The organism is Duganella rivi (genome assembly GCF_009857435.1).
In the GTDB taxonomy this organism is placed as follows: Bacteria; Pseudomonadota; Gammaproteobacteria; order Burkholderiales; family Burkholderiaceae_D; genus Rugamonas; species Rugamonas rivi.
This window is the reverse complement of sequence record NZ_WWCK01000002.1, coordinates 269,450-284,381: the sequence shown is the minus strand read 5'-3', so window position 1 is coordinate 284,381 and position 14,932 is coordinate 269,450. Positions and strand designations below refer to the sequence as shown.

At 62.5% G+C, this 14,932-nt stretch carries 8 protein-coding genes and 1 tRNA gene; 3 read left to right on the top strand and 6 right to left on the bottom strand.

All coding sequences use genetic code 11. The annotated features are described in order from the left end of the window. The first annotated feature begins 74 nt into the window (after positions 1-74). The gene (locus GTP45_RS05830) at positions 75-3,359 is read left to right on the top strand and encodes a patatin-like protein (protein ID WP_161012945.1); all 3,285 of its coding nucleotides are present in this window, start codon (positions 75-77) and stop codon (positions 3,357-3,359) included. A gap of 274 nt (positions 3,360-3,633) precedes the next feature. Here the strand turns inward: GTP45_RS05830 and GTP45_RS05825 are convergent, their stop codons facing one another. The 4 genes from GTP45_RS05825 to GTP45_RS05810 all read right to left on the bottom strand — a co-directional run bounded on the left by GTP45_RS05825 (position 3,634) and on the right by GTP45_RS05810 (position 7,492). After that, positions 3,634-4,029 carry a hypothetical protein gene (locus tag GTP45_RS05825; RefSeq protein WP_161012944.1) on the bottom strand — a complete coding sequence of 132 codons (396 nt, stop codon included), beginning with the start codon at positions 4,027-4,029 and terminating at the stop codon, positions 3,634-3,636. 83 nt (positions 4,030-4,112) lie between these two features. After that, positions 4,113-4,188, bottom strand: a tRNA-Asn gene (locus GTP45_RS05820). Positions 4,189-4,246: 58 nt separating this feature from the next. Continuing rightward, positions 4,247-6,421 (bottom strand): TonB-dependent receptor, encoded by a 2,175-nt coding sequence (locus GTP45_RS05815; RefSeq protein WP_161012943.1) that lies wholly within the window; start codon positions 6,419-6,421, stop codon positions 4,247-4,249. 369 nt (positions 6,422-6,790) lie between these two features. Continuing rightward, a complete protein-coding gene (locus GTP45_RS05810) occupies positions 6,791-7,492 on the bottom strand; it encodes a DUF3334 family protein (RefSeq protein ID WP_161012942.1) in 702 nt (233 codons plus the stop codon). 195 nt (positions 7,493-7,687) lie between these two features. On the opposite strand from GTP45_RS05810, the gene GTP45_RS29140 reads away from it, so the two are divergent. Then, positions 7,688-9,334, top strand: a complete 1,647-nt coding sequence (locus tag GTP45_RS29140) for an FKBP-type peptidyl-prolyl cis-trans isomerase (RefSeq protein WP_161012941.1) — start codon at positions 7,688-7,690, stop codon at positions 9,332-9,334. A gap of 10 nt (positions 9,335-9,344) precedes the next feature. On the opposite strand, the gene GTP45_RS05800 is transcribed toward GTP45_RS29140, so the two are convergent. After that, the gene (locus GTP45_RS05800; protein ID WP_161012940.1) at positions 9,345-10,118 is read right to left on the bottom strand and encodes an alpha/beta fold hydrolase; all 774 of its coding nucleotides are present in this window, start codon (positions 10,116-10,118) and stop codon (positions 9,345-9,347) included. Next, positions 10,115-11,119, bottom strand: coding sequence for a helix-turn-helix transcriptional regulator (locus GTP45_RS05795; RefSeq protein WP_161012939.1), 1,005 nt, complete (start codon positions 11,117-11,119; stop codon positions 10,115-10,117). The genes GTP45_RS05800 and GTP45_RS05795 overlap by 4 nt, the downstream gene beginning before the upstream one ends. A gap of 198 nt (positions 11,120-11,317) precedes the next feature. Here GTP45_RS05795 and GTP45_RS05790 point away from each other — a divergent pair, with 198 nt between their 5' ends. Beyond that, positions 11,318-14,932: a beta strand repeat-containing protein gene (locus tag GTP45_RS05790; protein ID WP_161012938.1), complete on the top strand. Its 3,615-nt coding sequence runs from the start codon at positions 11,318-11,320 to the stop codon at positions 14,930-14,932.

The following is a 14,932-nucleotide window of genomic DNA, read 5'->3' as shown; positions in this document are numbered from 1 at the left end:
ATTGGAGATAATCCGGTCAAATTTCTGCCCCAGAATGTAGGAATACTCCTACATCTCTCGGAAACGGACGAACGATGAGCAGCCAACAGCAAGCCGACTACGTCAATGAAATCCGTTTTGGGGTGGTGATGTACGGCGGCGTCTCGCTGGCAATCTACATCAATGGCGTGAGCAACGAACTGTTTGAACTGGCCTGCGCCACGCCCGCGCAAGGGCTCAAGCAAGCGGCGACCGGCACGCGCGAGTTGTACCAGCGCATGTCGTGGCTGGCTGCGAATCCCCAGTTGCGCGCCGCGTATGCCCGTGAAATCAAGAGCGGCAAGCCTGATCCGTGGCAAGGCGTCAGCACCGCCACCTGCACACAAACCCGCTTCACAGTCGATGCCATCTCCGGCACCTCGGCCGGCGGCATCAACGGCATCTTCCTCGCCAAGTCGCTGGCCAATGGCGAACAGTTCGGCATGCTCAAAGACCTGTGGATCCGGGAAGGCGACTTCGGCCTGCTACTGAACGACGCGGCGACGTACAAGAATTTCCAGGCCAGCGACCCCAAGCGCAGCGAGCAGCCCAAGTCGCTCTTGAACAGCGACCGCATGTACGCCAAGCTGCTGGAGGCATTCGAGTCGCAAAGCCAAGCCCAGGATCAATTGGGCGGGCCGATCACTGAGGAAGTCGACCTCTACGTCACGACCACCGATATCAACGGCTCCAAGGTTAAGCTGCGCCTGTTCGACAAGGTGGTCGACGAGCTACGCTACAAGCAGAACTTCCATTTCAGCTGCGACCATGCGGCCGGGCATAACGATTTCACAGAGGCCAACAATCCGTTCTTTGCATTCGCCGCGCGCTGCACTTCGTCCTTCCCGTTCGCTTTCGAGCCGATGACGCTGGCGACGGTCAGACGTCTCGCCGAACTGCCGGACGACGCATCATTGTCACAATGGAGCAACTTCTTCCCCAACCTGCCGTCCAAGGAGGTGGAAGGTGGCAAGCATATCCACCGCGCCTTTGGCGACGGCGGCTATCTCGACAACAAACCGTTCAGCTACGTGGTCGATGTGCTGGCGCGGCGCCAAGCGATCATGCCGCTGGAGCGCAAGCTGATTTATGTCGAACCAGCGCCGCAACACATCAAGTCCGGCATGCCTGAAGCCGGTCAACAACCCGATGCCCTGCAAAATTCGCTGGCCGCGCTGACCTCGATTCCCCAATACGAAACGATCCGCGAAGATTTGCAGGCGGTACTACAGCGCAACCGCCGCATCGAGCGCATCGAGCGGCTGGTGCGGCAGGGTGAAGCCAGCGTCGATCAACTGGGCGACGGCGCGCTGACGGCGCTGCTATGCAGCGGCGCCGATACGCCAAACTGGGGCACGATGTCCATGGCGGAAACGCTGAGGTTGTACGGCCCGGCCTTCCTCGCCTATCGGCGCCAGCGTGCCTACGCTGTCACCGACGAACTGGCCAATCGCCTGGGTGTGCAGTGGGGCATCGTGGTCGACTCGGATGAGCAGTACGCACTGCGCGCGCTGGTACGCGTGTGGCGCGAGGCAACCTTCAAGGAGGACGGCGAGGAAAAGATCAATGCCTTCCTTGACCAGTTTGATTTTGAATTCCGCATCCGCCGGCTAGGCTTCGTACTACGCAGAACAGACCAGTTGACGCACTTGTTCCGCAAATTCCTCAACGGCCACCTGGATGCGCAATACCAGCCGCTGCCGATGTCCGAAGTGGAGGAGGACTTACTTCAGAAGCTGCCGGCGCCGTTTAACGCGTTGAAGGACGGCGGCGTGCCGAGAGCGGATCTGGACGGCGCCTTGCGGACGCTGGCGCGGATCAAGGCCGTGCTGGTGAGCGACCGCAAGGAATTGCACCGCCTACACCGGGCAACACCGAGCCGTCCTGCCGACGAAATTACCAAGTTGCGTCCGCAGTTGATCAAAGTGTTTGATAACCTGCTCGGTCGAGGCAATTGGGAGCGCGCCAACCCCGAGTTGAAGGCCGCTGCGCGCCAAGCATCGCTGTGCCGCACCTTGCAGGAAAGCGTGGTGGTACGAGCCAAGGCCGTGTACCACGCCACTGCCGGCAGGTATGGGCCGTTAAAAGAGGCGCTAGAGTCAAACCTGGAAGCCATGCGTTTCAAGCACGAAGCCGACCAGCGCATGGTGGCAACGGGATTCGAACGGGCATCGGAAAATAGCTGGGAGATGCTCGGCAGGCCGCGCCTTACGTGCGATACGGACGGCCTCATCGTGGTGGAAGTAGCAGCGGTCGCCGGTGAAGACGAACTCAACAGTGTCCACGCGACGGCCCTGCGCCGCTTCCTCGGCGGCTATTTCGCGCGCTTCGATTCTTACGACCAGATCAGCTTCCCGCTGTACAGCGACACCGGCACCGGCGAGCCCTGCACGGTCGAAGTTGTGCGCATCAGCCCGGCAGACGCCACCAATCTCATCAACGAAACCAAGTCGAAGGGCAGGCGCAAACTGGCCGGTACGGCCCTGGCGAATTTCGGCGCCTTCCTCGACCGCCGCTGGCGCGTGAACGACGTGATGTGGGGCCGGCTGGACGGCGCCGAGCGCCTGATCCAGACCGTGCTGCCAATGACGGACGACGACACCGCCATCGTGCGCAAGGAACTCATCCAGCGGGCGCATGATCACATATTGAAAGAGGCACTACTAGATGGTGGCCGCGTCGACCTGACCACCATGCTGATCGAGGCACTGCGCGAGGCAGGCAACGCAGAAACCCTGAGCGCGTATCTGCGCCAGCAAGTCGTCTCAATGTGCGCGGGGACTGCGGCCGCGCACAAGCAGATGGAGCGCATACTCATCGGGCTACTCAGCGAGCCTGCGCTGGCCGACTACGTGCGCCATCATTACGCCTTCCCGCCCGCTCCCGAGCCGCAACCAACGATGAAAAGTGGGGCGCGCGCCATCACCATCGTCGGCCGCATGCTGGAGACCATCAGTTCCCGCAAAGGCCAGAAAAATCCTGCCTCGGTTTGGCTGGCGCGACTGGGCTTGTTGTTACAAGGCGTGGTTGCCGTGGCTGTGCCAGGGACACTTGCGGAGCGCTGGTGGTTGCACCTCATCAAGGTACTGTATGCCTTCGAACTATTTGCGCTGATGCTGTCGCTCGTCTTCGGCAGCACCGACGCCAAAAACATCACCACCGCCGCCCTGCTGCTCACGGTCGGCGTGCATCTGCTGACCTGGGTAGCTGGCGACCTGCTGCGCGAGCGCTACCTTGCCTTCCGGGCGGTACTGACAGGCTTAAGCATGACCGTCGCCGCCTTGACAGTCATTGGTGCCTGGAGGGTGCTACAGTGGCTGGGCTGGCTCCACGGCGGATAAGGATAAGGATGCCGCCATACTGCGGCTGATGTTGTGCCAAACATCGGCAAACCTGAAACACAAATGCGTAACGCGAAGGCACCAGCGCCGGAATCCACAGCGGCGCGGCAATGACTGCACCGGCAGCAACCAAAACAGCGACGTCCAGACCGTGTGGCGCTCCGGCTCAAGCGCATACGAAACGCCCATACCCTGCAACGCCACATACCCACCCGTCAGCGCGGCGCAGAACAACCAGATCAAGCGGGCTACGATAGACATTGATCCCCCCTAATTAGCGTGTGTTAGCACGCAGTACCCTCGAACGAAATAGGTAGCCCGATGCGAGCAGCGAAAACACTCCGAAGATAGCAAGATTGACTACTGCCCACAGCGGCATGGCAGCGGCAAGGGACGCCAGCGCCACGATCCCTCCCAGTGCGTAGCATATGGCGAGTAAGATGCGCGCCCACTGCTGGCCATTGATCGTTAGCACAAACAACAACGCTAAAAACAGGACGCGGAAAACCAGCGCGACCGATAAGCCCGCAAGAATTAGCGAGTGGACTTCAAACAGCAGTGTCACGACGAAGATCAAGGTAAGCCAGCGAAGCGTTGAGGTATGCATCAAGGAAGTCCTCTGGAACAGAATCCAAGTTTCAAAAACATCAACATGCCAGATTGCGGCCATTTAAGCAAGATGCACGCGGCCTTCGAGCGCGGCATAGGCCGTAAATGAAAAAAGCCAACCTCGAAAGGTTGGCTTCTAAATTCTGGCTCCCCGACCTGGACTCGAACCAGGGACCTGCGGATTAACAGTCCGTCGCTCTACCGACTGAGCTATCAGGGAAAAGAGGCCGCATTATATACGGCCATTTTTCAGCTGTCTAGGCTGAAGCGGCAATTAATTAAAAGCCGCCGCGGAACTGCACGCCAAACTGGCGCGGCTCGTTGACGAAGCCGGTCAGGTTGTTGAAGTCAATGCCGCCAATGATGCGACGGGTGTTGGTGATGTTGCGGCCAAACGCGGCCACTTCATACTTGCCGCCATCCCAGTTGTAACCCACGCGCAGGCCGCCTTCCAGCATTTCCTTGCCGGTGAACTCCTTCGATTCGTACAGGAAGAAGTTGATCTTGCTGCGGTACGACCAGTCGGTCAGCACGAACAGGTTGCCGTCCGCCAGCGGCCAGTTGTAGCGCGCCGAGGCGTTGAAGATGTACTTCGCAGCTTGCGGCAGCGGGTTGCCATTGATCGAGGCCAGGCCGTTGACGATCGGGTCGGTCACGGTGCAAGTACCGCAGACGGCTGCGTACAGGCTAGGATCCTTGATCTCGGTGAAGTTGTACGAACCGCTCAGGCTGACCTTGAAGTCCGGGGTCACGAAGCCTTCGATCTCGGCTTCCACACCACGGCCGGCGGTCTTGGCAGCGTTGATCAGCTTGGTAACGTTGGAGGTGCCGCCAACCACCGTCAGCTGCTGGTTCTTGACGTCGTAGTTGTACACGCTCAGCGACGCGCGGGCGCGGCGGTTGAACAGGTCAGCCTTGATGCCGGCTTCAACCGAGGTGATGGTCTCGGCATCGGCCACGGTGATCGGCACCGATGCCGACGCAGCGGCGATCGACGGTGCGCGGAAGCCGGTCGCGACGCGGGCGTAGGTGCTGACATCCTTGTTGATCTTGTAGGTGCCGCTCAGATCCCAGTTGGCTTTGTTCTTGCTCACGTCGACCGACTTCGGGCCGGTCTGGCTCACGCCCCAGATGTTCACGGTGCGGAAGTCTTTTTCGTCGTGGGTGTAACGCAGGCCGGCGCGCAGGGTGAAGTCGCTCGACACGTCATAGGTCACCGAACCGAACGCCGCGTAAGCGGTGTTGTTCTGGTGGCTGGTCAGGTCCGAGGTTTGCGCCTGGGTGGTGCTGTCGAAGTTGTCGCTAAAGCCGGTACCGCTTTCCTTGAAGTAGTACACACCGGTCTGCCAGTTCAGCGGGCCGGCGTTTTTCGATTCAACGCGGAATTCCTGGCTGTACTGTTTCAGGTCGGTGATGCCGCCGGCGGTCTGCACCGGGAAGCGTGGCGGGTTGGCTGGCGAGCCGCCGTCGATATCGCCACGGGTGTAGTAGTTGTCCACGCCTTCGTAGCCGGTGATCGAGAACAGCTTGACCGCGCCCAGATCCCAGGTCAGGCGGGCGTTGGCGCCGTTGGTGCGCAGGTTCTGGAAGTTCAGGCCGTCGGTCGAGATCTTGGTGAAGTCGTAGCCGTCGGCGAAGTCGTTGGTGCCCTTCTTGATCAGGTTGCCACGGAACAGGCGCGCGCTGCCGTCGGTGCTGCGGGCGTGCACGTTGAACAGGGCGTTGAAACTGGCGTTAGGCTTGTACAGGAACTGCACGCGCTCGGCGTGCTCGTTGTAGCCTTCCAGCGAGTCCGCTTGCTTGGTGTAGGTGTTGTCGACGAAGTCGTCGCGGTGCTGGCGCAGGGTCGAGACGCGCATCGCCCACTCGCTCGACAGCGGAATGTTGGCCGCAGCTTCGAGGTTGGTGGTGTTGTGCGAGCCCCACGACAGGCTGTAGTAGCCTTCGACCTTGTCCAGGTTCGGCTTGGCCGATTCAAACTTCACCACGCCGGCCGGGGTGTTGCGGCCGAACAGGGTGCCCTGCGGGCCGCGCAGTACCTCTACGCCAGCCACGTCGAACACCGGGAAGCCTTTCAGGATGCCGTTCTCTTGCACCACGTCGTCATACACCAGCGACACGGGCTGCGAAGCGAAGGTCGAGAAGTCGGTGTTGCCGTAACCGCGGATGTAGAAGCGCGGGAAGGTACGGCCGTTCGACGATTCCACGTTCAGCGACGGCACTTTGCCGGCCAGGAAACGAATGTCTTGACCGCCGGACAGCAGCACGTCCAGTTTCTCATCCTTGAGCATGGTCACGGAGACCGGCACATCCTTGATGTTTTCCGCGCGGCGCTGAGCGGTCACGGTCACGGTTTCCAGTTGTGGCTCGGCGGTTTGTGCAATGGCAGTACCCAGCGGCAATACAGCACCCAGCGCCAGCACGCGCTTGTGCATCTTCGACAGTTTGATCATTCAATTTCCCGATTTAAATGTAGTGCAAAGAGTTAAAAACAGTTGTCTCCTGCTTTCTCTTTTTTTGGATGCAGCGCTTGTAGTTGCTAGCAATATTGCACTGACTTTTTTGAAAGGCGATATTCTCGTAGATTGATACCATGTATTGCAAGCTGAATATAACGCTCAGCCGTGGAACGGTTGGAAATTCGGCTAAGCATATGCAAGAACTGAATATTCAGTGGCTTAGGCGTGTCGCGCCATCAACACAATGACGATATCGATAAGCTTAGCGGGAAGGCATCGGGCGTAAGGCAGACGCGGCAAAGTGTAGGAAAATTGCCACAAATGCAGCACGGCCAGCGCGCGGCTGGCCGTGTGAGGGAGGTGTTACATGCCGAGGGATTTCAGCAATTCGTCGGCGTCGGCGTCGCTGGCGGGTGCCGCTGGAGCCGCGGCAGCACCACCGGCCAGGTGGGCGGCGCGCTGCTGCTCGAGCAAGGCATCAGGGTCGTCGATTTCGCTGGAGTCAAAGTCGCGTAGGCGGATGAACTCGGTGCGATCGATCGCCAGTTCCAGGTAGAACACGTTACCAGTCTCGGTATAGAAACTGACACGGCGCATTTCCGGGCGGTCCAGCGGGGTGTCGACGCTGAGCACGATCTGCTTGTTCAGCACCAGCATTTTCGGCTGATTCTGGGTGATATTGGTTTGCAGTTCGCGGCGCACCTTGCCGGTAAAGTCACCAACGATCTGGTTCATCAGCTCGCCAAGGATGTTGGACACTTCGTCCGAGGTGTGCGAGCTGGCCAGCTCCGATTTCGGCATGCCCATGTTGAGCATATAGCGTTCGTAAATTTCCATTGCCGTGCTGCCGGCAAAGTTCAGTACCACCAGACCGGTAAAGCCACCATCAAACAAGACGAAACAGCCAATGTCGGGTTTCAGGCCGATCTTGGTGATCCGCTGCACCATGCCGGCGTAGTTGACTGGGCTTTGGGTGGCGGCATTCAGCACCTTGGTGACCGAGTTGCACAGGCTTTCCAGCAAATCCTCCGTGCCGTAGACCACCGCTTTGTTTTCGCTGCTCATAATCTTACCTCTACTTATTTTTTTAAAGATGAAACGTGGTTTCCCATGATTCAGAATACCGAGTGGCAAGATTCCCGTCCATAGGAATCGCGTATTTATGCGAGATTTCGCCGCAAAATGCGCACCTGAGCGTATCCGAAATTTCTTGCTTTTAAGTTACACTAGCCGCTTTGCCGCCCCTGAAGAATTAAAACCATGCGTACGTCCCTGCTTTGCGCCAGCCTCATTACCGCTTTCCTCGTCACCGCTTGCGGCGGCGATACTACCAGCCCATCCAACGACACGCCGCAACGCATGCGCCAAGCGGCAACCACAGCAGCCACCAGCGCAGCAACGCCGATCATTTTCACCGGCCTGCGCAGCAACTACAGCATCACCGCCGCCAGCGGCGGCTACTTGGTCACGGACACCACCGGCAGCGAAGCGGCTCGCGTGGTAGCGGCAACCGCGCGCCTGCGCTTTAGCGACAGCTCGCTGTCGTTCGACGTCGACGGCATTCCGGGCCAGGTCTACCGCCTGTACCGCGCCGCCTTCGCGCGCACACCGGACGCGGCCGGCCTCGGTTACTGGATCGGCGCCTCGGATCAGGGCGCGGATCTGCTCTCGATCGCGCAAGGCTTTGTCAGCTCCGATGAGTTTAAAACGTTGTACGCGCAGGCCAACACCAACACCGCCGTGGTGCAGCAATATTACGCAAACGTATTGAACCGCGCCGGCGACCAGGGCGGGATCGACTACTGGGTCGGCATCCTCGACCGCAAGGCCGATACCCTGGCCGGCGTGCTGGCCAGCTTTAGCGGCAGCGCGGAAAACAAGGCCGGCACGGCCGGTGCGGTGCAAAACGGCATCGCCTACATGGAGTATGGCGTCAACTACCCGGCCTACGCCAAAGCCTTCCCGCTGCGCACGGCCTACCGCCAGCGCATCAGCGCACCGACCACCGATTACCTGACCATCTCGGGCGACTGCGCCGGCTATGCGTCTTACACGACCAAGGCGCCGGCCAGCGTGACGTTTGAAGGCAACAGCGCGCTGCTGAGCGAAACCAACGCCAGCCTGGGCCTGACCGTCTGCTCGCCAGCGAGCCTGGCATGGACGATCCGCGACTACTTCGACGCCGACGACGCACTGCTCGGCCACTCCCAGAGCAATTCCGACTACGACATCACCAGCTCCGCGCAGCGCAGCTTGCCGGCATCGGCCAAGGTAGGCGATCGCGGCGTGTACGCCACCCAGCAGTTGTACGCGGACAGCAGCAAATCCGGCAATCCGGGCCAGCGGGTGCTGAGCTACGAGGTAACGGCAGACGGCAACGCCAGCGACAGCGCGATTCTCAAGCTGAGCGCGGCCCACACCAGCGCCGCCGGCCAAGCCACGTTCAGCCGCAGTTTCAGCTATCGCATCGGCGCCCAGGGCACGCTCAGCCTGCTGAGCGTGGACGAGGTGTATTCCAACGGCCTGCACCTGATTTACACCGTCAACCCGGCCAACGCCCAGCCTGCGCGCCTGACCGTGACCGACAGCGTCGTGGGCACCGGCAGCGCGGCGGTGGCCGGCCAGACGCTGACCGTCAATTACACCGGCTGGCTGTACGACCCGAACGCGCCCGGCTTCAAGGGCAAGCAATTCGACAGCTCGGCTGGCCGCAGCGCCTTCAGCTTCACGCTGGGCGCGGGCATGGTGATTCAAGGCTGGGATCAGGGCATGGTGGGCATGAAGGTGGGCGGCAAGCGCACCTTGCTCATCCCAAGCAACCTCGGCTACGGCACTGCGGGGGCCGGCGGCAGCATCCCCGGCAACGCCGCGCTGGTGTTCGATGTGGAGCTGGTCGGCATCAAGTAAGCCGCCACGCTCAGGCGGCAGGCAGCCAAGCCGATGGCGGCAGCTCCAGGTGCGGGAAATGCGCTGCCGCCACGCGCCGCGCCTGTGCTTGCGGATAGCACTGGCGCCACCATGCGGCGGCCGCCACCGCATCGGTCAGCGGATCGGCGGCGCCGAAAATCAGTTCGACCGGGCCGCTAAACGGCACGGCCTGCGGCAGCAATGGCGCACGCTGGTAATCATCGGCAATCGCCATGTGGGCGGCCAGATCAAACATCTCTGGCAAGGCCAGCATCTGCGCAAACCATGCCGCGCGCGACGAGCCCGGCAGCCAGTACTGGCTGCTCAAGCTGGGATGCGGCAAGAGCGCGTGGAACATGGCCCAATACGACTCGCGATCCTGCGCCCGCTCGTGGGCGGCCAGCGCGGCCTGCAACGCGGGCGCCGGCACCTCAGAAAATTGCACCACGTGGCGCGCCACCCGCAGCAAGCCCTGCTCCAGCTCGGCCACCGGCGCCAGCAGCACGATGCAGGCAATCAACTGCGGCGCCACCCGCGCCAGGTGGGTGGCCAGCACGGCGCCAAAAGAGTTGGCCAGCAAGGTCAGCGGCTCGCCATGCAGCGCGGCCAGCCGGCGCAGTTCAACTTCAGCGGCATCGAGCAAGTCGTGGTACGGCCGCCGCGTGCCCGCTGCCGGACGCGGCTGATCCCACCAGTGGCAATCGGCCAGTTGCGGGTAGCTGGCGCGCTCCATGGCGGCGCCCATGGCCGGGCCGCCGTGCAGGAATAAGGCGGGGCTGCTCATGGCCGCCCCGCGGCGCGGGGTGCGGCGGCCAGGCGCGGCGGCGGCGACCATGGCACGGCGCTGGCGGTGATCGCGGTGGCCAGTTGCGCCTTGTCGCTGATCTCCAGCTTTTGATACACCTTTTGCAGGAAGTTGCGCACCGTGGCTGGCGCCAGTCCCAGCCGCTGCGCCACCTCCTTGGAGGACAGGCCGCCGGCATAGCAGCGCGCCACTTCCAGCTCGCGCGGCGACAACTGGGCGAATTTGAAATGCTTGCGCGCGCGCAGGTAGAGCCAGCGCTCGCGCGCCGTGCACGACACCAGCAAGTGGCGGCCGTTGTAGCTGCCGCCGGGCCGGGCTAGCGCATCGAGCAATTCGGCGGGCAAGCGCAGCGCGCGCCAGTCCGGCCACTCCAGTTGCGCCAGCGCGTGGAAGGCCGGGCCGCAGAACTGCACCGCGCCGTCGAAATGGGCGATGGCAAGATCGCCGTGCGGCTGGGCATCCTGCTGCGTCTGCTGGTTGATGTGCAGCGCCTCTTGCACGTGGGGCGCCAGCAATTGCATAGCGCGCTGCTCGGTTGCGCTGAAATGGTCGGCGTCGCCGACCCGGTACAGGGCCAGACTGTCGTGCAAACCGGTCAGCGGGTCGCGCTCCATCAGCACCACGCCGTTGCGGTGCTGGTAGCGGTTGGCGTAGTCGCGCATCAGGGCGGTGTCGGGGCCGGCGAACAAGCTGTTGGCGTGGTAATTCATGGTCCGCCCCAGGTTGTCGCGCACGCCGTGGAACACCTTGTCCTGCCGCATGACCTCGGCCCAATCCAGCACCATGCCGTCGGGCTCATTGTGCAACAAAATGGCACGCACCACGGCGCCCTCGCCTTGCAGTTCGACGGTGGTCGAGCGCGCCTTCTCAAATCGAATGACACCCTTCAGCAAGCCCAGCGCGAACTCCGGAAAGTCGGTTGTCGGCATGGTGCGCGCACCACGGTACAGCGCCAGCAAGAACGAAGCGTGGGATTCCATGGGGAGACTCGAAGCGGGCAAAAGGATAGCTTAGCTTAGTCAAAAATTATTTTATTCACAATTTATTTTTCAAGAAAAGGCGCGCTTTGTTGCATTGCAGTAGAAAACGTTCCAAAAAACATGATGCAATTGCATCATTTACCGCGGCGGGGCGGTGTGCCACAGTAGTTCAATTTCTACAACTATCTGGAGCCAGCCATGCGCACACGCCGTTCCGCCGTCCGTCCTGTTTGTCCGAAACGCTTGTCGCTGCTGGTGGCGCAGGCCATGCTGATGTGGCTGGCCGCGCCGGCGACCGAGGCCGGCGTGATCGAGCTCAGTGGCAATTACTGGAGCGATCCGTGGTACGCCACGCCCTTCCCGGCGGGCGACATCTACCAGCCTAATGTGCATCTCAGCGTAGGTACCGGCGGCAACGGTACGTTCAGCATGGGCCAACTCACATATGCCAGTCTGCGCTCATTAGCGTACGCAGTCAGCAACAATGGCGTTGCCGGCAGTAGCACCAGCACCATCAGCGGTCCGGGTACGTTACTGGAACTTACCGGCAACGAGGGCCGCTTGACCGTGGGCGGCTTCGGCACGGCCAGCCTGACGCTGGCCGACGGCGCGGCGATTCACAGCTGGATGAGCGGCGGCGGTTGCTCAAACGTGAATAGCTGGTGCGGCGTCAATGTCGCCGGCACCGCCGGCTCCGAGGGAACCTTCACCCTCACGGGAAAAAACACCTCGGCCGCCTTTGTGCATGGGATCGACATTGCGCATGCCTACCGTGATCCTAACGGCAGCGTCAGCGGTGGCAGTGCTATCGGCCACCTCAACGTACTCGACGGCGCCCACCTGATGAGCGAGTACAGCTACAGCTCCGATAGCGAGCTTACCGGCTGGCAAACACCGGGCACGGAAAGCAGTCACGCCAGTATCCTCATCAATGGTGCGGGCTCGGCTTGGGCCATTGGCAATCTGGGCAGCGACCGCAACGCCGTGCTGAGTCTGGGTTACGGCGAGCGCGCGACGGCCACGCTAGACATCGAAAACGGCGGCACGCTCGCCATTTACGAAAGCGATATATTCCGCTATTCAGCACTACGTCTGGGCGCCAACGGCGCCCACGTCACCGCCAATGTTAGCGGTGGCGGCAGCATCGCCATGCAGGGAGGCACCCTTGGCAGCAACCTCGACATTGGAGCCAATGGCGGCTTCGGTACCCTCAATGTGTTCAATGGCGGCAAGCTAAGCGGCGCTCAATACATCGGTGTTGGTACCCACGGCGGCACCGGCGCATTGCTAATCGACGGCAGCACTAGCAGCGCCACGTTTCTCAGCGGCTCCTTCCTCGACATCGGCAACGCCGGCACCGGCCGGCTGGAAATTACCGGCGGCGCCGGCCTCAGCGCCGGCGTGCTCAATATCGGCCTGCAAGGCGGCGACGGCACCGTCTTGCTCAGCGGCGCCGGCTCGCGCTTGACGCTGTCCAAGACCGACAACCACCGCTTCAACATCGAGAACGGCAGCATGACCGTGTCCGATGGCGCGGTGCTGGACGCCACTGCCGACGCCCTCACCTGCCTGAACGTCTGGTGCGGCAACGTCATCGGCACCTCCGCCGGCTATCAGGCCAGCCTGACCGTCACCGGCGCCGGCAGCCGCGTCAGCGTGATCAACTCACTGGACGTGGGTGGCGCATGGGCGGAAATCGGCTCGGGCTACGTGAACGGCACGCCGGGCGGCATCAGCAGCGCCAGCCTCACGGTGCGCGATGGCGGCAAGGTGGAATCGCAGTACGCCACGGTGGGCAGCGGGCCTAACGGCCCCAGCGCCATCGGTACTGAACACAGCTTTGCCCATGTGCTGCTGCAAGGGACAGGCAGCAGCTGGACTGTCAGCGGCAATCCGCTCAACAACAGCAACGCCTGGTTTGCCACCAATAGCGGCGGCAGCGACGGCGTCGGCAGCAGCGTTGACTTGCGCATCCTTGCCGGCGCCGAGCTAATCATGGGCAGCACCGGCGTCAACACCGCCATCATGAAGCTGGGTTGGCAGAACGGCGCCACCACTGCGACAGTGAGCGGCGCCGGTTCACGCGTCCTGTTTGCCTCGCAGTACAACGAACTGCACATCGGTTCCGATCAGGCCTCCGCTACGCTAAATGTCACGCGCGGCGGCCGCGTCGATGGCGTAAGCAACCTTGTCATCGGCTTCAATGGCGGCAACGGTACGGCGATATTTGACGGCGCCGGTAGCGGCGCCAGCGGCAGCGAGTGGAAGTATGGCGGCATCGACGTCGGTGTCGTGGGTGGTCACGGGCGCTTGCAAATTTCGAACGGCGCCGTGCTCGATTTCCGCGAAGTGCGCAATGTGGCACTGAACGTCGGCGTCAGCTACGAAGGCGAGTCCAGCACCGGCACCCTGAGCATCAGCGGCGCCGGCTCGCAATTGCTGTTCAGCTCGCAGGCTGCGCCGGCCAGCAGCGATGCGCAAAACCCATGGGCCGCCATCGGCTTCGGCGGCGTTGGGCAAGTGAGCGTGCTGAACGGCGGCCTCCTGTCCCTGATCGGCCAAACGTCAGCCGAGACGGCCTATAGCACCGGGCTCTATCTCGGCATCGACATCAATGGCGCCAGCGGCACCGGCACGGCCACCGTCAGCGGTGCCGGCTCGCGCCTGCAAGTGGCCGGTGTCGATGGCGAAATCGCGGCCGGCATGGGTACCCTCGGCAGCGCACAGGTGAGCGTGCTGAACGGCGGCCGCATCGAGACCACCAAATTCAACCTCGGTCTCGACGGCGGCCACGGCCGGCTGCTGGCCGACGGCGGCACGGTGGCGCTGAGCGGCCAGTGGCGCAACGGCGAAGGCGCCTCGCTGCGGCTGGGCAGCGGCGCCGGCGCGTCCGGCTCGGCACAGTTGCGCAACGGTGCCGCCATCACCTTGGCCAACGCTGGCGAGGGCGGCGTGCTGCTGAGCGTGGGCAGCGGCGGCAGCGGCGTGCTGCGCGCCGATAGCGGCTCCGCGATCACGCTCATTGCGGGCGCCGGCAAGGCGGTGGCGGAAATCAACGGCGTCAGCAGCATGGTGCTTAACGCCAGCAGCCTGAGCGCGGCAGGCGGCAGCGTCTACGTCGGCGGCCAGGGCGGTGATAGCGCCACGCTCAAGCTGGAAAATAACGCCTCGCTGACGGCAGACTATGTCGGCGTCGGCACCCGCTACGGCGTAGACGGCGGCAACGCCACGCTGATCGTCAACGGCAGCACGCTCACGGCAGGCACGCTGGAAATCGGCGCACTCGGCTACGTGGGCGGCAACGGCACCCTGGTGGCCGACATCATCAACCGCGGCGTGTTCAATCCAGGTAACTCGCCGGGCACGCTGGTGATCGATGGCGACTTCATCAACGGGCTGGGCGGGCGGCTGGTGCTGGAAGTGGAATCAAACGGCGCGGGCGGCTACAACATCGACCACTTGCTGTTCAAGAATGGCGCGGCGCTGGACTTCAGCGGCCTGAAAATCAGCTTCCATTTCCTGGGCGCGACCGATCCCAATGCCTTCAACGCCAGCGGCCTGTTCGACATCGACAACTTCATCGACTACCAAGGCGCGGGCGACATCGACCACGGCCTGTACAGCGGCGTCAGCTTCGCGGCCGAGTCGGACGGCTACACCATCACCGACTTCCGCTTCTCGGCCGACGGCGGCGCCGCCTTTAGCGCCCAGCCGGTACCGGAACCGGGTGCCTATGCCATGCTGCTGGCCGGCCTCGGGCTGGTGGGCTGGCGTCGCCGCCGCAAGGCGCCCGCGCCGGCCCGTGCAGATTAA

What these genes read in the sequence shown, in the direction of transcription:
- GTP45_RS05795 (WP_161012939.1), bottom strand. Translation starts at nt 11,119, where the DNA reads ATGGAATCCCACGCTTCGTTCTTGCTGGCGCTGTACCGTGGTGCGCGC.
- GTP45_RS05815 (WP_161012943.1), bottom strand. Translation starts at nt 6,421, where the DNA reads ATGATCAAACTGTCGAAGATGCACAAGCGCGTGCTGGCGCTGGGTGCT.
- GTP45_RS05810 (WP_161012942.1), bottom strand. Translation starts at nt 7,492, where the DNA reads ATGAGCAGCGAAAACAAAGCGGTGGTCTACGGCACGGAGGATTTGCTG.
- GTP45_RS05800 (WP_161012940.1), bottom strand. Translation starts at nt 10,118, where the DNA reads ATGAGCAGCCCCGCCTTATTCCTGCACGGCGGCCCGGCCATGGGCGCC.
- GTP45_RS05830 (WP_161012945.1), top strand. Translation starts at nt 75, where the DNA reads ATGAGCAGCCAACAGCAAGCCGACTACGTCAATGAAATCCGTTTTGGG.
- GTP45_RS29140 (WP_161012941.1), top strand. Translation starts at nt 7,688, where the DNA reads ATGCGTACGTCCCTGCTTTGCGCCAGCCTCATTACCGCTTTCCTCGTC.
- GTP45_RS05825 (WP_161012944.1), bottom strand. Translation starts at nt 4,029, where the DNA reads ATGGCCGCAATCTGGCATGTTGATGTTTTTGAAACTTGGATTCTGTTC.
- GTP45_RS05790 (WP_161012938.1), top strand. Translation starts at nt 11,318, where the DNA reads ATGCGCACACGCCGTTCCGCCGTCCGTCCTGTTTGTCCGAAACGCTTG.